The 23234-nt window shown below is 70.4% G+C and carries 20 protein-coding genes and 2 pseudogenes; 12 read left to right on the top strand and 10 right to left on the bottom strand.

The annotated features are described in order from the left end of the window. Window position 1 precedes the first annotated feature (1 nt). Window positions 2-1483 carry a hydrogenase large subunit gene (locus tag Q2K21_RS19940; RefSeq protein ID WP_310772790.1) on the top strand — a complete coding sequence of 494 codons (1482 nt, stop codon included), beginning with the start codon at window positions 2-4 and terminating at the stop codon, window positions 1481-1483. A 19-nt stretch (window positions 1484-1502) separates the two neighbouring features. On the opposite strand, the gene Q2K21_RS19935 is transcribed toward Q2K21_RS19940, so the two are convergent. The 4 genes from Q2K21_RS19935 to Q2K21_RS19920 all read right to left on the bottom strand — a co-directional run bounded on the left by Q2K21_RS19935 (window position 1503) and on the right by Q2K21_RS19920 (window position 2698). Next, the gene (locus tag Q2K21_RS19935) at window positions 1503-1625 is read right to left on the bottom strand and encodes a hypothetical protein (protein ID WP_310772788.1); all 123 of its coding nucleotides are present in this window, start codon (window positions 1623-1625) and stop codon (window positions 1503-1505) included. A gap of 70 nt (window positions 1626-1695) precedes the next feature. Then, window positions 1696-2172 carry an ATP-binding protein gene (locus tag Q2K21_RS19930; RefSeq protein ID WP_310772786.1) on the bottom strand — a complete coding sequence of 159 codons (477 nt, stop codon included), beginning with the start codon at window positions 2170-2172 and terminating at the stop codon, window positions 1696-1698. Then, a complete protein-coding gene (locus Q2K21_RS19925; RefSeq protein ID WP_310772784.1) occupies window positions 2169-2507 on the bottom strand; it encodes an ArsR/SmtB family transcription factor in 339 nt (112 codons plus the stop codon). Before Q2K21_RS19925 ends, Q2K21_RS19930 begins: the two co-directional genes overlap by 4 nt. A gap of 5 nt (window positions 2508-2512) precedes the next feature. Continuing rightward, window positions 2513-2698, bottom strand: coding sequence for a hypothetical protein (locus Q2K21_RS19920; RefSeq protein WP_310772782.1), 186 nt, complete (start codon window positions 2696-2698; stop codon window positions 2513-2515). Between the two features lie 1201 nt (window positions 2699-3899). Between Q2K21_RS19920 and Q2K21_RS19915 the strand changes: the two genes are divergently transcribed. After that, window positions 3900-4103 carry a hypothetical protein gene (locus tag Q2K21_RS19915; RefSeq protein WP_310781416.1) on the top strand — a complete coding sequence of 68 codons (204 nt, stop codon included), beginning with the start codon at window positions 3900-3902 and terminating at the stop codon, window positions 4101-4103. A 70-nt stretch (window positions 4104-4173) separates the two neighbouring features. On the opposite strand, the pseudogene Q2K21_RS19910 reads toward Q2K21_RS19915, so the two are convergent. Further along, a pseudogene (locus tag Q2K21_RS19910) lies at window positions 4174-4329 on the bottom strand (cation:proton antiporter); the annotation flags it as partial. 199 nt (window positions 4330-4528) lie between these two features. Here Q2K21_RS19910 and Q2K21_RS19905 point away from each other — a divergent pair. From Q2K21_RS19905 to Q2K21_RS19885, 5 genes are all read left to right on the top strand, one after another. Beyond that, on the top strand, window positions 4529-5608 hold the full coding sequence (locus Q2K21_RS19905; protein WP_310772780.1) for a PEP/pyruvate-binding domain-containing protein: 1080 nt from the start codon (window positions 4529-4531) through the stop codon (window positions 5606-5608). Between the two features lie 93 nt (window positions 5609-5701). Next, window positions 5702-7516 (top strand): PEP-utilizing enzyme, encoded by a 1815-nt coding sequence (locus tag Q2K21_RS19900; protein ID WP_310772778.1) that lies wholly within the window; start codon window positions 5702-5704, stop codon window positions 7514-7516. 25 nt (window positions 7517-7541) lie between these two features. After that, entirely contained in the window at window positions 7542-8255 is a 714-nt protein-coding gene (locus tag Q2K21_RS19895; protein WP_310772776.1) for an HD domain-containing protein, read from the top strand. A 46-nt stretch (window positions 8256-8301) separates the two neighbouring features. Next, window positions 8302-10767, top strand: a complete 2466-nt coding sequence (locus Q2K21_RS19890) for a SpoIIE family protein phosphatase (protein WP_310772774.1) — start codon at window positions 8302-8304, stop codon at window positions 10765-10767. Continuing rightward, window positions 10764-11393 carry a hypothetical protein gene (locus tag Q2K21_RS19885; RefSeq protein WP_310772772.1) on the top strand — a complete coding sequence of 210 codons (630 nt, stop codon included), beginning with the start codon at window positions 10764-10766 and terminating at the stop codon, window positions 11391-11393. Before Q2K21_RS19890 ends, Q2K21_RS19885 begins: the two co-directional genes overlap by 4 nt. A gap of 192 nt (window positions 11394-11585) precedes the next feature. On the opposite strand, the gene Q2K21_RS19880 is transcribed toward Q2K21_RS19885, so the two are convergent. Together Q2K21_RS19880 and Q2K21_RS19875 are read right to left on the bottom strand one after the other, a co-directional pair. Further along, window positions 11586-12173, bottom strand: a complete 588-nt coding sequence (locus tag Q2K21_RS19880) for an SDR family NAD(P)-dependent oxidoreductase (RefSeq protein ID WP_310772771.1) — start codon at window positions 12171-12173, stop codon at window positions 11586-11588. A 5-nt stretch (window positions 12174-12178) separates the two neighbouring features. Then, window positions 12179-12259: pseudogene (locus Q2K21_RS19875) on the bottom strand (hypothetical protein); the annotation flags it as partial. A 427-nt stretch (window positions 12260-12686) separates the two neighbouring features. Between Q2K21_RS19875 and panD the strand changes: the two are divergent. Then, complete coding sequence (gene panD, locus Q2K21_RS19870) at window positions 12687-13106, top strand: aspartate 1-decarboxylase (protein WP_310772770.1); 420 nt, start codon at window positions 12687-12689, stop codon at window positions 13104-13106. Window positions 13107-14286: 1180 nt separating this feature from the next. On the opposite strand, the gene gndA is transcribed toward panD, so the two are convergent. Continuing rightward, window positions 14287-15726 (bottom strand): NADP-dependent phosphogluconate dehydrogenase, encoded by a 1440-nt coding sequence (gene gndA / locus Q2K21_RS19865; RefSeq protein WP_310772768.1) that lies wholly within the window; start codon window positions 15724-15726, stop codon window positions 14287-14289. 271 nt (window positions 15727-15997) lie between these two features. On the opposite strand from gndA, the gene Q2K21_RS19860 reads away from it, so the two are divergent. Next, a complete protein-coding gene (locus tag Q2K21_RS19860; RefSeq protein ID WP_310772766.1) occupies window positions 15998-17140 on the top strand; it encodes a transglycosylase family protein in 1143 nt (380 codons plus the stop codon). 47 nt (window positions 17141-17187) lie between these two features. Here the strand turns inward: Q2K21_RS19860 and Q2K21_RS19855 are convergent, their stop codons facing one another. After that, the gene (locus Q2K21_RS19855; RefSeq protein WP_310772764.1) at window positions 17188-18300 is read right to left on the bottom strand and encodes a DMT family transporter; all 1113 of its coding nucleotides are present in this window, start codon (window positions 18298-18300) and stop codon (window positions 17188-17190) included. A gap of 228 nt (window positions 18301-18528) precedes the next feature. Here Q2K21_RS19855 and Q2K21_RS19850 point away from each other — a divergent pair, with 228 nt between their 5' ends. From Q2K21_RS19850 to glgC, 3 genes are all read left to right on the top strand, one after another. Next, complete coding sequence (locus Q2K21_RS19850; protein WP_310772762.1) at window positions 18529-19248, top strand: (2Fe-2S)-binding protein; 720 nt, start codon at window positions 18529-18531, stop codon at window positions 19246-19248. A 74-nt stretch (window positions 19249-19322) separates the two neighbouring features. Further along, window positions 19323-20474: a glycogen synthase gene (gene glgA, locus Q2K21_RS19845; protein WP_310772761.1), complete on the top strand. Its 1152-nt coding sequence runs from the start codon at window positions 19323-19325 to the stop codon at window positions 20472-20474. A gap of 45 nt (window positions 20475-20519) precedes the next feature. After that, entirely contained in the window at window positions 20520-21737 is a 1218-nt protein-coding gene (gene glgC, locus Q2K21_RS19840; RefSeq protein ID WP_310772759.1) for a glucose-1-phosphate adenylyltransferase, read from the top strand. A gap of 5 nt (window positions 21738-21742) precedes the next feature. Here glgC and Q2K21_RS19835 read toward each other — a convergent pair whose 3' ends face one another. Then, window positions 21743-23161, bottom strand: a complete 1419-nt coding sequence (locus Q2K21_RS19835; RefSeq protein WP_310772757.1) for an arylsulfotransferase family protein — start codon at window positions 23159-23161, stop codon at window positions 21743-21745. Between the last annotated feature and the right edge of the window lie 73 nt (window positions 23162-23234).

The following is a 23234-nucleotide window of genomic DNA, read 5'->3' as shown; positions in this document are numbered from 1 at the left end:
GATGCGCACCGTCCACGACGTCCATGTCGCCGAACTGGCTGAGCGGGCAGAGGTGTTGCTGCGCGGCGGGCACCGCCTCGCCCTGGTCGCCGCCCACCACGACCCGGACGCCGTCCGGGTGGTGTACCTCTTCGTCGCCGGGCCGCCCGACACCCGCACCGAACTCCACGTCCGCCTCGACGCCCACCGCCCCGAGGTGCCCAGCCTGGCCCATCTCTCCTTCCCCGCCGGCCGGTTCGAGCGCGAGATGCGCGACCTGCACGGCGTCGTCCCCCTCGACCACCCCCTGCCCCGCCGTCTGGTGCGCCACTTCCACTGGCCCCGCGGCTGGTACCCGATGCGCCCCGACGCCGGGCCCCCGCCGCCCTTCAGCGAGCAAGAGGGCCCGTACCCCTTCCTGGAAGTGGAGGGCGAGGGCGTGTACGAGATCCCGGTCGGCCCGGTGCACGCCGGGCTGATCGAGCCCGGCCACTTCCGCTTCTCCGTCGTCGGTGAGACCATCCTCAAGCTCAAGGCCCGCCTGTGGTTCGTCCACAAGGGCATCGAGAAACTCTTCCAGGGCCGCTCGACGGCCGCCGGACTCCCGCTGGCCGAGCGCATCAGCGGTGACACGGCCGTCGGTCACGCGCTGGCGTATTGTCTGGCCGTCGAGGAGGCCACCGGCACCGAGGTGCCTGAAGAGGCTGGGCGGGCACGCGCCCTTCTCCTGGAGCTGGAACGGATCCACAACCACGTCGCGGACCTCGGCATGCTCTGCAACGATGTCGGCCACGGCATCCTCAACGCCCACGCCCAGCGTGTCCGCGAGCAACTCCTGCGCCTCAACAAGGAAGTCACCGGACACCGGCTGTTGCGCGGCGGTGTCGTCCCGGGCGGTGTGACCCTGCGCGCGCTGCCCGACCCGGCCCGGCTGAAGGCGATCGGCGAGGACATCAGGGGGATCACCGACCTCGCGCTCGGCCACTCCACCGTCCACGACCGCTTCACCGGCACCGCCGTCCTGACGACCGATGCAGCCCGGGAGATCGGCTGTCTCGGCTACGCAGCCCGCGCCAGCGGACTCGCTGACGACGCCCGTGTCGCGCACCCGTTCACGTTGTACGGCACCCAGCTCGACGTACCCGTCCATGACAGCGGCGACGTCCTGGCACGCTTCCTGGTCCGTGCCGAGGAGATCGACACGTCTGTGGCCCTGATCGGACAGTTCGCCGCAGGGCTCAGCGCCCCTGCGGCCGTACTCGCGCCCTCACCCGCACCCGGCACCGGTCCCCGTACGGGCGTGGGCCTGGTGGAGGGCTGGCGCGGCACCATCGCCACTCGCGTCGAGCTCGCCCCGGACGGCACGCTGGCCCGGGTGAAGCCGGTCGACCCGTCGTTCTTCAACTGGCCCGCACTGCCAGTGGCGTTGGCGGACACGATCGTCCCGGACTTTCCGCTGACCAACAAGAGCTTCAACCTCTCCTACGCCGGAAACGACCTGTGACCCGGCCGGCCCGGCAGTCTCAGCGCTCGAGTCGGTAGCCGGTCACCAGCTCGGCCCGGATGAGGACTACATGCTCCATCTCCGTGTTGATCCATGTGGTGAGCTCGGCGTGGTAGTGGGAGAGGGCCTGCGGGTCCGTCACGCGGCTCGCCCGGCCGGTCACCGGCGTCGCTCACCGTGTCGATTCACTTCTTCCGTCCTGCCGCGCGTGCCTACAAGGGGATCTCGAACCGGACGAGGACGACTTTGCCCTCGTGGTCGACGGCCGGCTCGGCGCTCAGCTCCCCGTCGTAGTCGGCGGCCAGTTCGGCCACCATCCGCAGCCCAGCGCCCATGCCTTCGAGTGTGAGGTCCGGCAGGCGCGACTCGGTGTCCGCGACGCTGACGACCAGCTGGTCGCCGACGACCGTTATCCCCACGTCAGTCACCGGCGAGTGCGGGGCGTGCCGCAGCACGTTGGTGACCAGCTCGCTGACTACCAGCAGCACCGCGTCCGCGAAGGCCGACTCGGGGGCGATGCCGGCCTCGGTGAAGTGCCCGGCCACACGCTCGCGGGCCTCCCGCACCGCATCGGGTCCCACCCGCACCGAGGCCACATGCCGCCGCCCCTGTGGCCGTACATGCTGGACGGCCGCTGCGGGCTGGCGGCGGTGCCACGGCATCCGGAACCTGCGGGTACCGCCCGTCACCGTGCAGGCTCCGTTCGGCCCAGTTCGTCGAGCAGGTCCTGACGCCCGGCCAACAGCACGGACAGGATCCGCCGGGCCGCGGCCAGCAGCTCCGCGACATCGCCGCCGGCCAGCTCGTAGACCACCGTCGACCCGGTGCGGGTGGCGGTGACGATCCCGGACCGGCGCAGCACCGCCAGCTGCTGCGACAGGTTCGACGGCTCCACCTCGATCGCCGCCAGCAGGTCGCGCACCGGCTTCGGCCCGTCCTGCAGCAGCTCCAACACCCGGATGCGCACCGGATGGCCGAGCATCCGGAAGAACTCGGCCTTCGCCTCGTACAGCGGCATCGGCATCCCGATCACCCCTCGTCCGCCGCCACGTCCATGCCGACATCGATGCCGTGCCGTCGCGCCACGCGCAGCGCGTCGTCCAGCTCGTCCTGCGCCACGGCCACCTCGTAGGCGTCCTCTGCCTTCACAGCCTCCGACAGTGCGGAACGCGCCTTGCGTACCCGCTCTCGTACGGCCTCGGTGAACCCGCCCACCAAGGACCACCTCCCCTCGAACCTAGCCGATATGGCAACTAGTGAATTGAAGAACCTTTCAAGTCTAGGGCAGGAGCCCTCCCAAGTTCCCCCGGGCACCGGGATGCTGCTGCCTCGCGTCGGCCGACGTACCCGGCATGTGGCCGCTCCTCGCCCTGCGCCGCACGGGTCACGGCTCTCGATTTCGGATGACGGTACAGGAGCCGATGAGCTGGGCAGGGAGCAGCCCTGGGGCGGTCACGTGGTGGAATGGCAGGGCAGAGTCTTGTCGGCCGGCGCGTCCGCAGCCTGCCGTTGGGCACTCCCTGGACCATGTCGTCGAGACCCTCACCGCACGCTTTTCCCGCACCTGGACCCGAAGACGAGCGCCGACAGAGGAAGGCCGCCGACACCCTGGCCGCCGAGCACGGCACGGCCGTCACCTTCCGGGCGTAGCCCTCACCCATGAGGGCGGCCCTCAGACGAGGGACGTCTTACTTCAGCGGGGTACTCGTTCGTCGTGATTCACCGGCGGCCCGTCCGCCGCCGCGCGGAAGGACCCGATCCTGAACACGCCGCTCGCGGAGACGCTGTCCGCAGCGCTGCTCGTACTGGTGCTCGCCTGCGCGATCGTGCGCCCCTTCGGCTGGCCGAAGGCTGTGGTCGCCGTCCCGGCCGCCGGACGATAGTGGAGTCGACGTTGAGGTCCCAGGTGATCAGGTCTTTGCCACGGCCCGGGGCTGCAGTTCGGTGAGGATTCGCTGCCAGGTGCCGTTGCGCTGCTGGCGGCGCAACAGGTCGTGGCCTCGGCCCCACAGCCCGTACTTGCGGCATCTCCCGCCACGGGATGCCGGTGCGGACCCGGAAGCGTATGTCTTCGATCAGGCGGCACTGATGGCTCAGGCCGAAGGGACGGTGTCCCGGGTCGCGCGATGCGATGAGTACGATGCGCCGCCGCGCCCGCATGGAGTCGGCTTCAGCTGTGAGTGCTGTGATGCCGCGTAGTGGCGTCGGCGGCACCTACGCCTCCGCATCTGCCTGGCATGGCGTCAGGAAACTCAGCAATCAGTCAGTGTCAGGCCGGAACGATAGCCCGGAAGCCGACCGGAAAACAGGCCGCTGTAGAGTGAATTAACGCCTTTGACCTGCAGCAAGCAGGCAGAGAGCCGAATTCTGGGAGTTCTGAATGCTTCGTACTCTATTCAAGTCCGAGATCTAGCGTTTGGGTGTTTCCGCAGGTCAGAGCCCTGATTGCCGCCTCCAGGTCAGCAAGGCCGAGACCGACCTCGTCGGCGTCGCCCGCCACCAGGGCAAACGGTCAGCATCAGGCCGGACGGTGTCCGGCATGCTGACCTGCGCCTACGGCATGGGCCTTCTGCGCCGCCCAAGCCCTGTCCTGGACGCCGGCCTGTGGGACGCGGCCTGAGGCCGCAGCGAAGCCTGTCGGGGCTGCCATCCGGTTTGGGCTGCAGCGGCACCACATGGCACATCGTGGTGGTGACGGCGACGAGGGCGAGCGCCGGGAGCAGGACCGGGGGGATGCTGGCGGGGTCGGGGTTCAGGCCGAAGAAGACGAAGAAGATGGCGGCGAACAGGTCCCTCAGTGGAGAGGACAGGGTGTGGGCGCCCTCCGCGACCTTACGTCGCAGCGCCGCCCGCAGTTCCGACGCCGGCCGCCCCGCGGCACCCGCCGCATACGGCGGGCGCCATGACCCGCGCGGTCGCCAGGTGTGGGAGGGCACTGGGCGTCATAGGCTGACCTTCAGGGGGCTGTGTCTTCGTGGAACGAGGCATGGCCGGAATGGCCTGGCGGCCATGCGGTGAAGTCCGTGGCAGTGGAGTGAGAGGCCCGTGAACTCTCCGTACACCCTCGCGTTCGACAGCTCTGCCGAGGCCGGGACGAGCAGGCTCGGCGGCAAGTGCGCCGCGCTCATCGTGATGGCCCGGGCTGGTGCTCCGGTGCCGCCCGGGTTCGTGGTGGCCATGGATGCCTTCGAGGCGCTGCTCGACCGCGGCGGGTTGCGCCGGGCCGTCGACGCCGCCCTTGCCGGGCTCGTCGCCGCTCCGGGTGCTGTGGCGGCGCGCGGCGCCGAGATCCGCCGCATGGTGATTGACCAGCCCGTGCCCTCACCGGTCGCGTCGGCGGTGACGGCGGCGTACGAGGATCTTTGCCGGGCCGTCGGCTGCCCGGATGTCGCGGTGGCCGTCCGGTCGAGCGCCGAAGTGGAGGACCTGACCGAGGCGAGCTGCGCCGGTCAGTACGACACGTTCCTGTGGATCCGGGGTGCCGACGCCGTGCTCGACGCCGTTCGGCGCTGCTGGGCGAGCCTGTGGACCGACCGCGCGATCATCTACCGCGTGGCCCGGGGGCTGCCGCAGCGGGGGCTGCGCATGGCGGTCGGGGTGCAGCAGATGGTCGATGCCCGTACCTCCGGCGCCGCCGTGACCGTCAACCCGGCTGACGGCGACCCTTCGAAAATACGGGTGGAGGCGATCTGGGGACTGGGGCAGCTCATGGTGTCCGGCGAGGTGACCCCGGACGCCTACCTGGTGGACAAGGTGCTGCTCAGCACGGTGCGGACGACGGTGTCGCCGAAGCACCAGGAACTGGTTCCCGCCCCCGACGGGCACGGGCTCGCACGGCGGGTAGTCGAGGAGGGCCGTCAGCAGGTCCCCTGCCTGGCTCAGGGGGAGGTCGTGGAGATCGCCCGCCTGGCCAAGACCGCCGAGCGGCAATACGGCTGCCCGCAGGACATCGAGTGGGCCGTCGACAAGCACCCGAACGGCTCCATAGATACGGGCGCCACCGTGAGACTGCTCCAGACGCGGCCCGAGACGGTCTGGAGCCGTCGGCCGAGGACACCTGCCCGGGCCAGCCACGGCGCGGGCGTCTCGAGCATCCTCGACACCCTCCTTCGCCCTGGGAGGTAGCCGATATGCCGCCTCGGCTCGGCCGCCGTCGAAAGACTCGTCCACGCCGAGTCGGCATCGCCCGTCTGCGAGCCCTGTAAGGAGCACGTCAAGATGACGGTCTCGCGCACAGCCTTCCCGAGCCCCTACGAGATGACCGCCCCCGCGGCCGCGGAGGGGTGGGAACGGCTGTACCCGTACTACATGCTCTTCCAGCCCTGGCGGCGCTCGGCCGAGGAGGAACGCTTCTGGTTCCGCGACAGCCAGCACTGGCCCACCGTGGTCAAGCCGTTCGAGACGGTCGTCACCGAGCTCGCGTTCAAGGGCCTGGGCCAGTTCAACACCCGGCACTTCGCCGTACCGCCCGCGTACGGCGTCATGTTTCGCATCCACCAGGGCTACGTCTACCTGAGCCCGGTGGCCGCGCCGGAAAGCCGCATCCCTGACCGCGTGCCGCAGTTCCTGGAACGCGCCGGGTACTACTACGCGAACTGGGACAGGCTGCTGGAGAACTGGAAGGGCAAGGTCCTCGGCACCATCCGTGAACTGGAGTCGATCAGCTTCAGCGAACTGCCGGAGGTCCAGCCGTACGAGGACATCGAAGCGGGGACCGGCCTGGGCGCCGCCGATGCCCTGCTCGGCGGGTACGACCGGCTCCTCGCCCTGTGCCACCGCGCCTGCCAGTACCACTTCGAGTTCCTGAACCTCGGCTACGCGGCCTATCTGGATTTCTTCCAGTTCTGTAAGCAACGGTTCCCGGACATCCCGGATCAGGGCGTCGCGGCGATGGTCACGGGCGTGGAGATGGAGCTGTTCCGCCCGGACGACGAGCTCAGGAAACTGGCAAGGCTCGCTGTCGAACTGGGCGTCGACAGGGCACTGACCGTGCCCGACCCCGGGGAGCACACCCTGACCGCCCTGAGCCGCGAGCCGCGGGGCCGTGACTGGCTGGACGCCTGGAACGCCGCCCGCGATCCCTGGTTCAACTTCACCTCGGGCAACGGTCTCTACGCGGACGACCGGTACTGGAGGGACACTCCCTCGCTTCCCCTGGGGTATGTCCGCGACTACATCCTGCGCCTGCGGCGGGGCGAGGCCATCGACCGGCGCCTCGCCGAACTTGCCGCCGAGCGTGAGCGGATCACCGGCGAGTACGCGGCGCTGCTCGACTCCCCGGAACGTGCCGACTTCGAGGCGAAACTGGGCCTCGCCCGCCAGGTCTACCCGTATGTGGAGAACCACAACTTCTACATCGAGCACTGGACGATGGGCGTCTTCTGGCGCAAGGCCAGGGAGCTGTCCGCCCTGCTGCACCGGGCGGGGTTCTGGCCTGAGGCCAACGACATGTTCTACCTCACGCGTGACGAAGTCCGGACCGCGCTGTTCGACCACGCGTCCAGCTGGGCGATCGGCGTCGGGCCGGCCGGCCCCGGCCTCTGGCCGGCGGAGGTGGAACGGCGACGCCAGATCGTGGCCGCGCTCGCCCGGCAGCACCCCGAACCGGCGCTGAACGAGCCGCCGCGAGCCATCACCGAGCCGTTCAGCGTCATGATGTGGGGCATCACCAGCGAGCGGGTCCGGTCGTGGCTGGCAGCCCCCGGCGACCTGGGCGACCTGACCGGCATGGCCGCCTCGCCGGGCGTCGCCGAGGGCACGGCCCGGGTGATCCGCAGCCCCGACGAGCTGGATCTCCTCCAGGAGGGGGACATCCTGGTCGCGCCGGTCACGGCGCCGAGCTGGGCGCCGGCCTTCGTGAAGGTCCGCGCGACCGTCACCGACATCGGGGGAGTCATGTCCCACGCCGCCATCGTCTGCCGTGAGTACTCGCTACCAGCCGTCACCGGGACCGGCTCGGCGTCCACCCGCATCAAGTCCGGCCGGCGGATCCGTGTGGACGGCACGGCCGGCACGGTCACCCTTCTCGACTGACCGGCCCCGTACGACAGGAGACGTCATGACTTCCGACCGTGCGGCCCGCAATCCGCTGCCGACGCTGCCGCTCGCAGCCTCGGAGATTCCCCTGAGCGACCCCCTTCCCCGGCCCGTGCCGTTGACCGGCGTCCGGCGGGAGATATGGGACCGCGCCCTTCCCTACCTCGACGTGCGCGACAACGACGCCCATTCGCTGTACGCCTTCGCGCTGGCGGCCGCGCTGCTGCACGCCCTGCCAGGGGCACGGGCGGACGTCGTACTGCCCGCCGTCCTCCTGCACGACACCGGCTGGAAGACGGTCGACCCTGCGGACATCCTGCCCGCCATCGCCGGGCGGGCCGGACCTGCCGGGCAGGAGACGATACGCAGGCACGAGACCGAGGGCGCCGCCATCGCCGCCCGCATCCTCGCCGAAGTCGGCTACCCCGCGCGGGACACCGAGCGGATCGTCACCATCATCGACGGGCACGACACCCGCAGGGATGCCCTCGACCTGGACGACGCCGTGGTGAAGGACGCCGACAAGCTGTGGCGGCTGACCCCGCACGGCCTGCGGACCGTCGGTGCGTGGTTCGCCCTGGACCCGGACCGGACACTGCGGTTCCTGGCGGCACGTACCTACGACCGGCTGCTCACCGAACCCGCCCGTGCCGTCGGTGCCGCATTCACCGTGCTGGCCCGCACCGATCTCAGCGTGCGGCGAAGCGGCCTGAACGCACCCTCACATGAAGAATGACTTATTTCGGTTGATTATGGATATTTCCGGCGCAAGTCTTGACTGCATGGACGCCTATCCGCCACTCGGAGTGGTCGTGACCGACCGGCAGGGCCTGGTCATCGGGTGGACGCCCGGAGCGGAACGCCTGCTCGGTCACACCAGCGCCGAGGCCCGCGGCCGGTCCGTGGCTGAGCTGCTGGACGCCCCCGTGCTCCCGGACGGGGAGCCTGCTCGAGGTGAAGAGGCTGCCGAGCACGGTGAGTGGCAGCCGGACCTGAGCGTACGCCACAAGGACGGGCACCGGCTTGCCGTGACCGTCTCCCGCTACCGCCTCGCCCCGGGGGCGGACAGCACCGAAGGAGGACCCGGCACCGTCCTGCTCATCGCCCCGCCGTCCGGGCCGGCGGCGGAACGACTGCGGCAGTCGCTGTCCGGCTGGGTTCTGCAGGACTCGCCCCTGGCCCTGACGGTGTACGACACCGAGCTGCGCAGCGTGTGGCGCAGCGCCGCGATGCACCGCCTCAGCGGCCTGCCGGACGAGGAGCGATGCGGACACCGGCTGACGGAGATCTTCGCCGGCCCCGACGCGGTGGAGTGGGAGGAGCGGATGCGGCTGGCCATGGCCACGGGCGAAGAGCAGGTCAGCGAGCTCAAGGGCACCGGCCTGACCGGCCTCGGATCCCGTGTCTTCAGTGTCTCGGCGACGCCGCTGCGGGACGCGGAGGACCGTACGCTCGGGGTCTGTGCTCTCGTGGGTGACGTGACCGAGAAGCGCCGTGCCCGCGAGCGGCTCTCTCTGCTGAACGACGCGAGCCTGCACATCGGCAGCACCCTCGACATGGTACAGACCGCACGGGAGCTCACCGAGGTGTCCGTGCCCAGGTTCACCGACTTCGCCCGCGTGGACCTGCTGGAAGTCATCCTCCAAGGCGACGAACCCCCTCCTGGGCCGCTGGCCGGCCCCGTGCGGCTGCGGCGCATCGCGGAACTGTTCCTGTGCGAGGGGGTCACCACGGCACAGCACACCGTCGGCGAGGCGGACGTCTACCTCGCGAACTCGCCGGCCGCCCTGTGCCTGGCCACCGGCCGGCCGACGCTGTACCGGGACAACACCGCCCCGCCGATCCGCACCTACTACGAGATCGACGCGACCCCCGAGCGGCGGGCGAGGGTCCGGCGGATGGGCCCGCACTCATGGATCATCGTGCCGGTGAAGGCCAGGGGCACGACCCTCGGCGTGGTGTGGTTCACCCGCATGCGGGAGACTCCGGAGAGCTTCGACGAGGACGACCTTCCCCTCGCCGAGGACCTGGTGGCAAGGGCGGCGGTCTGCCTGGACAACGCCCGGCGCTTCACCCGCGAACGCGCCGCGGCTCTCACTCTGCAGCGCAGCCTGCTGCCGCAGCGGATGCCGGAGCAGTCGGCGGTGGAGGCGGCCTTCCGCTACCTCCCCGCCGAGCAGCGTTCCGGGGTGGGCGGCGACTGGTTCGACGTGATCCCGCTCTCCGGGGCCAGGGTCGCGCTGGTGGTCGGCGACGTGGTCGGGCACGGCATCCACGCGGCCGCCACGATGGGCCGGCTGCGCGCCGCCGTACAAACCCTCGCCGATGTCGATCTCGCTCCCGACGAACTGCTCACCCGCCTCGACGACCTGGTCCTCCGGCTGTCGGCGGAGTCCGGGGCCGAGACGGAGCCGCCGGGGGCGGAGGCCGCAGGGGACATCGGGGCCACCTGCCTGTACGCGGTGTACGACCCGGTCTCCAGGCGCTGCTCCATGGCGCTTGCCGGCCACCCGCCGCCCGCCGTCGTCGGTCCGGACGGCACCGCTGAGTTCCTGGACGTCCCCGTGGGGCCGCCACTCGGACTGGGCGGGCTGCCGTTCGAATCGATGGACGTCACCCTCCAGGAAGGCAGCCTGCTCGCCCTTTACACCGACGGCTTGATCCATTCCGGCCACCGCGACCTCGGGGAGGGGCTTGAGGCACTGCGGGAGGCGCTGGCCGTGCCGACGGGCACGCTGGACTCCCTGTGCGACCACGTCGTACACAAGCTGCTGCCCGAGGGCCCCGCCGACGATGCGGCCCTGCTCCTGGTGCGGCCCCGCGCCCTGGACGCGCGCAGGGTCGCCATGTGGGACGTGGAGCCCGACCCCGCCGAGGTGGCGCGGATACGGTCGAACGCCGCCCGTGCCCTTGACGAGTGGGGGCTGGAAGAAGTCGCGTTCGTCACCGAACTGGTGGTCAGCGAACTGGTCACCAACGCCATCAAGTATGGCGGCCCGCCGATCCAGTTGCGGCTCATCCACGACCGCGGGCTGATCTGCGAGGTCTCCGACTCCAGCAACACCGCACCGCATCTGCGCCGGGCCCGGGTGTTCGACGAGGGCGGTCGGGGGCTGTTGCTGGTCGCGCAGCTCACGGAGCGCTGGGGCGCCCGGCAGACGGCGGCCGGCAAGACGATCTGGTGTGAGCAAACCCTGGCCGCGGCCGGCGGCCCGCTCCTCTCCCTGGAGGGAACTGCCGCCATATGACCGCGCCGTACGCGGCGCGCGACGACGACACGGAGGGCCTCGCCCAGATCGCCGAGTTGCTGGAGAAGGTGGCCGACGAGAAGGCCCCGCTGCCGGACATCGAGGCGACCCGCAGGCGCCTCAGTCACGGCCTGGACCTGACGAGCCGACTCACTGTCGGCGAGAGTGGCTGGACATGTGGCTGGTGGGCCACCCTGCGGGCCGCGCTGAACGCCGCGATCGCCCAGCAGCTCATCACCCTCAACCCGGCAGCCCACGTCGAGCTCGAGGCGGGCGGGCCGCTCGCCGCGCGATCAACGCTCTCAACCAGCTCGGCTACACCGTCACCCTCAACCCGATCGAGAGCGCAGCTTGACCACCGCACGGCCCGGACATCCGGCGGCCCACTGAGACCACCGGGCATCCAGCCATGCGCGCACCACCCTGACTTGCTGTTCAGTTACGCGTCAGAGGCGTTCAGGGCTTTCGTCCTGCCCAACGGTCAACGTGTGCTTCCCGAACGAACCAGCTTCTCCCTGCTGCTCGACACTGCCCGGTCCCGCGGCTGGATCCAGATGGACGCCCACGACTTCATGAAGATCGTCCGCTACGGCTCGAATGGTGGTGGGGCAATGCGCGCGTCGTGAGGTAGGCCGACGCCGGTCAGACCTGGGTGTGGAGGGGGCCCGAGTTGCAGGTGATCGCGTCGGTGAGTGCCTGGGGCAGGTCGAAGGGGTGGCCGGTGGTCTCGGCGTAGGCGCGCGGTGCAGGTTGAGGGCGATGTGTTCCGCGTCGGGCAGGACGGGTCCACGTACGTACGGCGGGGCCGGAGCCGTGGGTCACGAGGGGGCGATCACGCCGGCCGAGAGGTCGATGTCCGCGCCGCAGAGTCCGGGCATGGCAAGCATCGCCACCAGGGCCTTCGCCACTTCGTCCTCCTCCACCAATCTGCCCAGGGCCGCCCGGGAGGCGAACGCCCGCTCGGCCTCTTCCGGTGTGCTGCGTGTCAGTTCGGCCTCCAGCCGGAAGTTGCGGTCCATGCGCGGGCCGCGCACCGGGCTGGGGGAGAGGGAGTTGACGGCGACACCGTGGGGTCCGACCTCAGCGGCGAGGGTGGGGGTCAGGCCCAGCAGGGCCATCTTGGAGGCGGTGTAGGGGGTGCGGTTGAGGAGGGGGCGTTTGCCGCTGACCGAGGCGATGTTGACGATGTCACCGCGGCCGGCTCCGATCATCGAGGGAAGGAAGGCCCGGCACATCAGGTAGACGCCGCGTACGTTCGCGGTGAAAACCCCGTCCCACTCGTCGGGTTCGACCTCGGTGAGAGGCTTCACCGGGCCCGCGACGCCCGCGTTGTTGACCAGGACGGAGATGTCCTCCTCGGCGAGCGTGTGAGTGCCGTGACCGACGCCGGGTCCGACACGTCGCACACCGCGGTGCGGGCCGTACCACCCTCCATGGCCACACGGCGAGCCGCACCGGAGAGGGCCTGCGCGTTGCGGCCGACGAGGATCACCCGGGCCCCGGCCTGTGCGAGCGCGAGGGAGAAGGCCCGCCCGAGCGGGCCCCCTCATGACGTGGTGCTTGCGCCGTGCGCGGTCGACCGGGCTGGGGCCGCTTTTGGGTGGCGCCCACCAGCTCACTTTGCGGCCGATACCTCGCACTTGCGTGCTGAGAGGCCGCTCATCTGCCTGATGCGTCATCAGGTAAGTCAGCAACTGATCAGCGTCAGTCCCCGAACATCACGAAACTGCTGTCCGAACAGATGCCAGATGAGCGCTGTCACGGCAGCCAGACTCTCGTGAAAGTACAGGCAGAGAGCCTTGTCGCGAGAGTGAACCGATGTTCCTCGACATCTTCGAGTTCGACGCGTGCCCGTGTACAGTGAAGACCGCCCTTGACCTGCACAAAGCAGGCAGGGAGCCGTCTTCCAGGAGTCCAAAGTGCTGCGTACTCTGTTCAAGTCCAAGATCCACCGTGCCACGGTCACGCAGGCGGATCTGCACTACGTCGGTTCCGTCACCATAGACGCCGATCTCCTCGACGCCGCCGACCTGCTGCCCGGCGAGCTCGTTCACATCGTGGACATCACCAACGGTGCCCGCCTGGAGACGTATGTCATCGAGGGCGAGCGCGGCTCCGGCGTCATCGGTATCAACGGGGCCGCGGCCCACCTCGTCCACCCCGATGATCTGGTGATCATCATCAGCTACGCCCAGGTCTCCGATGCCGAGGCACGGACCCTGCGGCCGCGGGTCGTCCACGTGGACCGCGACAACCGGATCGTGGCCCTGGGCGCCGACCCGTCCGAGCCGGTCCCGGGCTCGGACCAGGAGCGCAGCCCGCAGGCCGTCTCGGCCTGACCACCGGATCCCAGTCCCACCCGGGGCTCGGACCGACGCACCTCGCGGCCGAGGAGCTGCTGTACCGCGCTCGCGGGAAGGGTCCGGACGGCGTGGCCGACGACGTCCGGGCGCTCCTTCGCCGGGCGGTTGCCGCGGGTCCGAGCCGTGCTCTGTGCCTGCTCGACGAATCGGCGGGGTCGCCGGGCGTGCGGGACTCGGCGTGCTGGTGCGGAACCAACGGAGCCAACGGAACCAACGGTCACCTGGTCCCGGACGAGGTCGGCCGATCGCCCCGTCGATGGTGCGTACGCTGCTCGTCGACGGGGGGTGTGGGATCGTGCGAGGCGGGTGACACGGACGGCTACGCCGTGCGGTGGCCGGCGCCGTGGAGACGACGGTCGCCGACGCGATCGTGCTCGCCCACGCGGTCGTGGTCCCGGCGCATGGCCTGACCATGACCGCAGTGCCGATGCTGTCGAGTCCCCGGCCGGGGGCTCGCGGCGCGTCGCCGGGGTGTCCGACGCGTCCGCCGTGGCCCGTCCGGGCTGCACCTTGTCGGTGACCGGGTGAGTCCCGGCGCCCCGGCCGGGTACCCGTGGGACAAGTCCAGGGCCGATGTGACAACTGGCTGGAGGACACGATGACGCATCCGTTCCCCGATCCCGCACGGCCGGGACCGCCACCCGGACCGGGACCGACCCCGGGACCGGATCCGACCCCGGAACCGGGCCCCACACCGGGCCCGGAGCCCGTCCCGCCGGTACCGGAGCCGACGCCACCAGGACCGGGGCCGACGCCCCCGGGACCGGGCCCCGACCGCCCGCAGCCCGGCCCGGAACCGGTGCCCGGCCCGGAGCCCACTCCCGAGCCGCCCCCGTCCCCGATTCCCGAACCGCCGGGCCCGGACCCCGTTCCCGAACCCGAACCGGGGCCGCCACTGAAGTGAGGACGGGCTCTGTCGGAAACGAGATGGACCAGATGGACCAGATGGACCAGATGGACCAGATGGACCAGATGGACCAGACGAACCAGATGAATCAGATGAATCAGATGAACGGAACCGGACCAAGCGCAGGCGGCTGAAGCAACCGACGGCACCGCCGCACCAGTACAGGTGGCCCGCCGCGGGGAAACCCTCGCGCCGGGCCACCGTCACGCCGTGCGCGCGTGGGGCATCGCTTCCGCCACCGCGTGAGCGCTACGCCTCGACCTCCGACCGGTCCCCGCCCCAGAGCGTGTGGAACGAGCCCGCGCGGTCCGTCCGCCGATAGGTGTGCGCCCCGAAGAAGTCCCGCTGGCCCTGGGTGAGCGCGGCGGGCAGGCGGTCGGCGCGCAGGGCGTCGTAGTAGGCGAGTGCCGCGGAGAAACCGGGCGCCGGCACGCCCTGGCGGGTGGCCGCGACCAGGACCTCGCGCCAGTCGTCCTGCGCCGCCGCGATCTCCTGCGCGAAGGTCTCGTCGGACAGCAGGCTCGGCAGGTCCGCGCGGGCGTCGTACGCGGCGCGGATGCGGTCCAGGAAGGCGGCCCGGATGATGCAGCCGCCGCGCCAGATGGAGGCCACCTTGCCGAGGTCGATGTTCCAGTCATACTCCTCGCTGCCCGCCGCGATCTCATGGAAGCCCTGCGTGTACGACACGATCTTCGAGGCGTACAGCGCCTGTTCCACGCGGTCCGCGAAGGCCGCAGCCTCGTCCTCGCCCAGCGGTTCGGCCTTCGGTCCGGCCAGCCCGCGTGAGGCGTCGCGCAGCGCCGTGTGCCCGGAGAGGGAGCGAGCGAACACCGCCTCCGCGATCCCGGACACCGGCACCCCCAGGTCGAGCGCGATCTGTACCGTCCAGCGGCCCGTTCCCTTCTGTTCCGCCTGGTCGAGGACCACGTCCACGAACGGCTTGCCCGTCGCCGCGTCCACGTGCGACAGCACCTCCGCCGTGATCTCGATCAGGTACGAGTCCAGGCGGCCGGTGTTCCAGGTGCGGAAGATCTCCGCGATCTGCGCGGGGGAGTAGCCGGCGACATCGCGCAGCAATTGGTACGCCTCGCCGATGAGCTGCATGTCCGCGTACTCGATGCCGTTGTGGACCATCTTCACGAAGTGGCCCGCGCCGTCGGGGCCGACGTGCGTGACGCAGGGCGCCCCGTCCTTCGCCTTCGCGGAGATCTTCTCCAGCATCGGCCCGAGCGACGCGTACGACTCCTTCGAGCCGCCCGGCATGATGCTCGGTCCGTGCAGCGCGCCCTCCTCGCCGCCGGAGATGCCGGTGCCGACGAAGTGGATGCCCTGTTCGCGCAGGTCCTTCTCCCGGCGGCGGGTATCCGCGAAGTGCGCGTTCCCACCGTCGATGATCATGTCGCCGGGCTCCAGGAGCGGGGCGAACTCCTGGATCACCGCGTCGGTCGGCGCGCCCGCCTTCACCATGATGATCAGACGGCGGGGCCGCTCCAGCGCCGCCACGAAATCCTCGGCGGTCTCGGTCGGCACGAAGTCGCCCTCGTGTCCGAATTCCTTCACGAGGTCGTGCGTGCGGGACACGGTCCGGTTGTGCAGGGCGACCGTATAGCCGTTGCGCGCGAAGTTGCGTGCGAGATTGCGGCCCATGACCGCGAGACCCGTGACGCCGATCTGGGCTGAAGTGCTCATAGCGGTTGGCTCCTAGAGGTCCTGGAGGTCCTGAATTCCTGGAATCGGCGGTGCCGGTTCGGTCCTGAAGACATCCTCAATGGGTGGTGCCGGTCGTGCTCGTCAGTATTGCCCGGTGACCATCCTGGCGTGCCGGTACGCACACCGCACATTTGGGCGCGCCAGGCGATTCCTGGTCAGTTGGCGCGATGGAGCGGCCGATTGCCGTCTTGTCATGGCCTGTTCGTAGCGCTTATTTTTTCCCCTCCTGACGCAGTGGAGGGGGCTCTCCATGGCCGTACGCGGCCGGCATCGCCGGTACCAGCCGACAAGGATCAACCGCGCCTCGCTCACCGTCACGGCGGGCGGCGCCGGCATGGCGATCCCGCTGATCGGCGCCGGTGTCGCGCACGCGGCCGACGCGGACACCTGGAACAAGGTCGCCGCCTGCGAGTCGAGCGACAACTGGAGCATCAACACCGGCAACGGCTACTACGGGGGACTGCAGTTCACGCAGTCCACTTGGCAGGCGTACGGCGGAACGGCGTACGCCCGGCGCGCGGATCTGGCCACCAAGGACGAGCAGATCGCGGTCGCCGAGAAGGTCCTCAAGGGGCAGGGCCCCGGCGCCTGGCCGGTCTGCTCCGTCGACGCCGGCCTCGCCCGCGGGGGTGCCGCCCCCGACCTCGACACCTCGGGCACCGCCACGCAGACCGCCAAGCGTTCCGTCCGCGATGTGCAACCGCACGTAACGCCCCAGTCGCAGGCCGGAACCGCCGAGATGTACACGGTCGTGCGCGGCGACACACTCTCCGGCATCGCCGACTCCCACCACGTCCAGGGCGGTTGGCAGCGGCTGTATGCTGCTAACCGCAGGACCGTCGGCGCGGATCCGGACCTGATCCTGCCGGGCCAGCGGCTGCATCTACGGGATCTCCGGGCCAAGACCCCGACGCACACCGCTGCGACGCCCACGCGGACTCGTAAAACGTCCGAGGAGAAGCCCACTTCGGACCGGGCCGCCACCACCCACTCCGTGGTCGCGCCGGTGAGCGCCACGATGGGCACGCCGTACCACGCCGCGGGTTCGTCCTGGTCGAAGGGCTACCACACCGGCGTCGACTTCCCCGTGCCCACCGGGACCTCGGTGAAGGCGGTGGCGGCCGGGCACGTCGTCAGCGCCGGCTGGGGCGGCTCCTTCGGCTACCAGGTGGTGATCCGCCACGCCGACGGCCGTTACACGCAGTATGCCCATCTGTCGGCGATCTCCGTGAAGGACGGGCAGAGCGTGGGGGCCGGCCAGCGCATCGGCCGTTCCGGCTCCACGGGCAACAGCACGGGCCCGCATCTGCACTTCGAGGTGCGGACGGGGCCCGGCTTCGGCAGTGACATCGATCCGGTCGCCTATCTCCGGGCGCGCGGCGTCAGGATCTGACCGGCCCGGCCGGATCTGGCGCCCGCCACGACGACGGGCGGGGCCGGTCAGGTCTTGACCTGCGCGTGTTGCCGGTCCAGGGCGGGCAACACCACGAACGGTCCGCCGTAGAAGGGGCCGTACGGGCACGACGGCGTGCCGTGGGCGGCCGGCTCCCAGTCCTCGTACACGACGTTCTCCCGGACCGGAGCCGGTACGAACACGTCCTCCTCGGCAGGGGCGATTGCCTGCGCGGGCACCGAGGCCAGCAGCTCCTCGACGGGCGTCGGCTCGGCGACGGTCTCCGCGACGTCCGCGGCGAGAGCCCCGGTCCTTGCCGCCGCACGCTGCTCGCCGCTGATCCGCTCCGTCGTCAGCAGGATCAGTCCGCCCGTGGCGACGACACCGCAGCCCAGGGCGAGTACGGTGCCCGTCGTGCCGTAGCGGAAGGTCTCCCCGAACATCGTGATGCCCACCGCGGCCGCCACCATCGGGTTCACCACCGTCAGCGTGGCGAGCGGCGCCGCGAGCCCGGCGCCCCGGTAGGAGGCCTGCGACAGCAGCATGCCGGCCGTCGCGAAGACGCCTATCACCGCCAGGCTCGGCACATCGGCGAGGGAGACACCGTCCGTCCAGTCCACGGCGACCGTCTTCGTGAACACCGACGACATGCCGAACGCGCCACCGGAAGCGACCGCGAGCAGCACACTGCGCACCGCCGGATGACGGTGCGCGGCACGGGCCGCGATCATCAGGGCCACGACTCCACCGACGGTGACCAGCGCCACCATCACACGCTGGGCGTCACTCAGGGACTGCGCGTCGGAGGCACCGACCAGCGACAACAGGCCCGCCAGGCCCACCGTCGCCATGACGGCGCCCCGCCAGGCGGTCGCCCCGGCCCTGCGGCCCACGAACAGGGCCGCCATCGGCAGCGCGAACACGATGGTCAGCGCGCCCAGCGGCTGGACCAGACTCAAGGGACCGTAGGCGAGCGCCACCACGTGCAGCAGCCCTCCGAGACCGTTCAGCAGGACGGCGGCCCACCAGCCCAGCCGGCGCAGCGGCGCGTACGACTGACCCGGCGAGGACACGGCGACCTGCTCCTGCACGATCGCCCCGCCCGCGTACGCGACGGCGGAGACGAGCGACAGGAGTACGGACAACGCGAGGGCGCTCATGAGCGGCTCCTCTGCGTGGGGCGCGGGTGTGGTGCCCGGCGCGGCGAACGGTCGGCTTCCATAGTCAACACGATGCCGTGCGAGGCTCTTCCCGTCGTCGTACCTGAGCACGCAATGGGTCATACTGCCGATGGAGTACGGCCGGGTTCCCCTCCTCCCCAAGAGGGGTGACAGTGAATACGTCCCCCCTGGTGGAAGCCCCTAGGGGCCTTGGTACTACTGACCTTCGTGGATCTGGACCCCGAACTCGCCGCACTTCGCGCCCTCGGCGGCTTCTTCGCACTGCGCACCGGTGCGCCGCCGCGGGGCCCGCTGCCCACCCTCGCACAGGCGTACGCGCCCGCCCTGTCGGACGCCCCCGCCGACGCCTTCGCCGACCCGATGACTTTCCGCGTCCGCAAGGTGGCCCGGAGTCTTGGCGCGCCCGAACTCCGCGTCGCCGCGTCCATCGCCCACCAGGGCCTGGCGGCCCGGCTCTGGTCCGTCGCCCTCGGCTGTGCCGCCCTCCACGGGCAGGTGCCCGATCTGGATCCGGGACTGCTGCACTGGAATCCCGATGGCAGCGCGCCCGACGACCTGTGGCTGAGCGAGGTGCGCGCGCTGCCCGTCGAGTCGCTCGACGCGGTCGTGCGAGAGGGGCACCTCGTGCCGCTCGCGGCCGCCGTACGGTCCCGGCACCGCCTCTCCGCACGGCTGCTGTGGGGCAATGCGGGATCCGCACTCGCGGGCAGCGTGCGCATGCTCGACCACTGGGCACGGACGGGCGGCCGCACGGACGTGGCGGAGCGGGCCCGCGCGCTGGCCGCCGGGCTGCTCGCCCATCCCGACCTGGCGGGCACGCTCGACCCCAGCACCGGCCGCCGCCGCAGCTGCTGCCTCTATTACCGGCTGCCCGGCTCAGGCCTGTGCGGTGACTGCTGTTTCGACCGTCCGCCGGGTCGCGTCTGAACCAGGGTGGTCTTCCGCAACCGCCGTATCTGGGTGACCATGTGGGAACCAGCCGCTGAGACAGGGGGTTGCGGGTGCGTGTGGGACTGCTGACCCGGGAGTACCCGCCGGACGTGTACGGCGGTGCGGGCGTCCATGTCGAGTTCCTCGTCCGGGAGTTGCGCTCCCTCACGGACCTGGACGTGCACTGCTGGGGCGAGGGCGGCGCGGGCGGGGTCATACGCCACCGGCCGTGGACCGGTCTCGACACCGCCAACGACGCGCTGCGCACCTTCTCCGTGGACCTGTCCATCGCCGCTGCCCTCCAGGGCCGCGAGCTGGTCCACTCGCACACCTGGTACGCCAACCTCGCCGGCCACCTCGGCAAACTGCTGTACGGCATCCCGCATGTGATGACCGCGCACTCGCTGGAGCCGCTGCGCCCCTGGAAGGCCGAGCAACTCGGCGGCGGATACGCCCTCTCCAGCTGGGCGGAGCGCACCGCGATCGAGGCCGCGGACGCCGTGGTCGCCGTCTCCGGGGCCATGCGCGACGACATCCTCGGCTGCTACCCGGCTCTCGACCCGGCGCGGGTCCACGTCGTGCACAACGGCATCGACACGACCCTCTACCGGCCGGACCACGGTACGGACGTCCTCGACCGGATCGGTCTCGACCCCGGCCGCCCGTACGTGCTGTTCGTCGGCCGCATCACCCGCCAGAAAGGCGTGCCCCATCTGCTGCGCGCGGTGCGGGACATCGACCCGGCGGCGCAGGTCGTCCTGTGCGCGGGCGCCCCCGACACCCCCGAGATCGACCGCGAGTTCCGCGACCTCTTCAAGGAGGTGAGCAGGAGCCGCGAGGGCGTCCACTGGATCCCGAAGATGCTGCCGCGTCCGGAGGTGATCCAGCTCCTCACGCACGCCGCCGTGTTCGTCTGCCCGTCGGTGTACGAGCCGCTCGGCATCGTCAACCTGGAAGCCATGGCGTGCGGCACGGCCGTGGTGGCCTCGCGCACCGGCGGCATCCCGGAGGTCGTGGACGACGGCCGTACCGGCCTGCTGGTCGACGTGGACGACGACTTCGAGGAGCACCTCGCACGTGCCCTCGACTCCGTTCTCGCCGACCCGGTGGCCGCGAAGCGCATGGGCGAGGCCGGGCGGGAGCGCGCGGTGGGGGAGTTCGGCTGGGACACGGTGGCCCGCCGCACGGTTCGCCTGTACGAGGAAGTCCTCGCACAGGGGTAGTGATTGAGCAGAGAGCGGCACAACCGGGCGTAGAGGGGCGGCGGCATGCGCGGTGGACCTTCGGTGCTGGGAATCGTACTGGCCGGCGGGGAGGGGAAGCGGCTGATGCCGCTGACCGCGGACCGCGCCAAACCGGCCGTGACCTTCGGCGGTACCTACCGCCTCGTCGACTTCGTCCTGTCCAACCTCGTGAACGCCGACATCCTGCGGATCTGCGTGCTCACGCAGTACAAGTCGCACTCGCTGGACCGGCACATCACCACGACCTGGCGGATGTCCAGCCTGCTCGGCAACTACGTCACCCCCGTGCCGGCCCAGCAGCGCCTCGGCCCGCGCTGGTACCTGGGCAGCGCCGACGCGATCCTCCAGTCGCTGAACCTGATCTACGACGAACGGCCCGAGTACGTGGCGGTGTTCGGCGCCGACCACGTCTACCGCATGGACCCGCGGCAGATGCTCGCCCAGCACATCGAGAGCGGCGCGGGCGTGACCGTCGCGGGAATACGGGTGCCGCGCGCCGAGTCCTCATCGTTCGGCGTGATCAGTCCGGGCTCCGACGGCCAGAGCGTGGAGCGCTTCCTGGAGAAGCCCGCGGATCCGCCCGGGCTGCCGGACGATCCCGAGAGCGTCTTCGCCTCGATGGGCAACTACGTCTTCACCACCAAGGCGCTGATCGAGGTGCTCCAGCGGGACGCCGAGGACGGGAACTCCGTGCACGACATGGGCGGTTCGATCCTGCCGGCCCTCACCGACCGGGGCGAGGCCCAGCTGTACGACTTCAGCGCCAACCACGTGCCCGGCGAGACCAGCCGTGACCGGGGCTACTGGCGGGACGTGGGCACCCTGGACGCGTACTACGAGGCCCATATGGACCTGATCGCGGAGCGGCCCGCCTTCAACCTCTACAACCGCAGCTGGCCGATCTACACGCACTCCGGCCAGCTGTCGCCGGCCCGCTTCAACGCCGGTGGTATCGCCAGCGAGTCGATCATCAGCGCCGGATGCCTGATACGGGGACAGGTGACGCGGTCGGTCCTGTCGCCGGGCGTCGTGGTGGACCCGGGCGCCGTCATCCAGGGTTCGGTCCTGCACGACAACGTGCACGTCGGGCGGGGCGCGATCGTGCGCGGCGCCGTCCTGGACAAGAACGTCGAGGTGCCGCCGGGCGCGACGATCGGCGTCAACCCGGAGCGGGACACGGAGCTGTACACGGTGTCGAAGAGCGGGGTGATCGCGTTGGGGAAGGGGCAGCGCGTGTCGTAGGCGGCTCAGCCGGACCGTTTGACGACCTTGGACGCCTTGAGGACCTTCCCCCTCGCGTCCAGTGCCCTCACCTGGAAGTACGGTCCGCGGCTGTGCGTGGCGACGGCCGTCTCGAATCCGGTCCGTGCGGCGTGTTCGACGACGACCGACAGGGAGTGGGGGGTGGGCCCGGCGAGCACCTGCCATGCCCTGGTCCGCGTCGAGCCGTTCCAGGAGGCGTAGACGACGCTGTGCCCGCCGTCGGACCGTGCCGCCGCGGTCGGCGGGTAGTACGGCGTGCCGACCCACTCGTTCCTGAACACTCGGTACGAGATGTTCGAGCCCGGCAACCTGGCGTCATAGAGCAGGTTCCGCGAGCCGTTGTCCTCGGTGTTCCCCGGGCCCGCGTACTCGGAGTAGTAAGGGCTCTGACCCCACCCGATGAATTCGTTGCCGCCCGGAAGGGCCTGGGTGTTTCCCTGGGTCGGGGACTCCAAGGGCGGCTGGTGGTAGTAGGTCCTGTCCACCGTCGCCGTCCGGCTGCGGAAGTCGAGGTTGAGGATCAGGCCGTGTGACCGCTGTTCGGGGGCGCCGTCGGGCAGGTCGCAGCAGCCGTCGTCGAACATGCTGATCCGGTTTCCCGGACGGAATCGGGCATCGTGCTGCCAGTAGAAGTCCGCGTTCGGGCCGAAGGTGAAATCGCTCTTCTTCCCGCCGAGTTGCCAGCGGATCCGCCCGGACCTCTTGGAGACGTCGTAGACGGCCCACATGTTCCGGGCCGAGATCAGCAGCCGTCCGTCAGGGCCCTCGTCGACCGAGTTGATGTGAAAGGCGTCCCACACTCCGTCGGACGACGACGCGCTGGAGGCGGCCTCTTCGGAATCGGCGGGGTCGATGTGGTCCAGCGCGCTCCACGAGTACAGGAGCCTGCCCGTGGCGAGGTCGACCTCCTGGATCTCACTGTTCAGGATGGCCCCGTTCTTCGGGCCCCCGTACGGCGTGAGATCCATGGGCACCGGTCTCGAAGCGATGAACAGCGCGGTGCCCCGGCGAGTCAGGGTGAACTCGTGCTCGTCCGGGTAGTAGCCGTGATGCGCGAAGACCGTCTTGAGCAGGCGGTAGTGGGTGTCGTAGATGTAGTAGCACCCGCCCGGTTCCGGGGCACCCGCCGGCAGGTTCGTGTACCACGGTGGCAGGGCGAGGGTTCCCTGCCACCAGGTCAGCACCTGCTGCGTGCGGCGCGTACGGGCGTTGTAGTAGGTCTGGACCCTGAAGTCGGCGTTCTGGAGGTTCGTGGAGGGCAGCGGGCGGAACCAGACCGGATCGCCGGAGTTGTCGTTGATCAGTGCTCCGGTTTGTCCGACCATCCGGTCCGCGCTGAACGGGGCCACGAAGACGGGGCCGGCAGCCGTCCCCGGTTTGTGCGCGGTCACCGTCACCCGCATGGGGCGTAGCTTCGGCTCGGAGACAAAACGCCACACGTCACGGCCCGACAGGATCGGGGACGGAGTGCTTTCC

Source organism: Streptomyces sp. CGMCC 4.7035 (genome assembly GCF_031583065.1).
In the GTDB taxonomy this organism is placed as follows: Bacteria; Actinomycetota; Actinomycetes; order Streptomycetales; family Streptomycetaceae; genus Streptomyces; species Streptomyces yaanensis.
The sequence above is the reverse complement of the archived record's forward strand: the minus strand, read 5'-3'. Positions and strand labels throughout refer to the sequence as shown.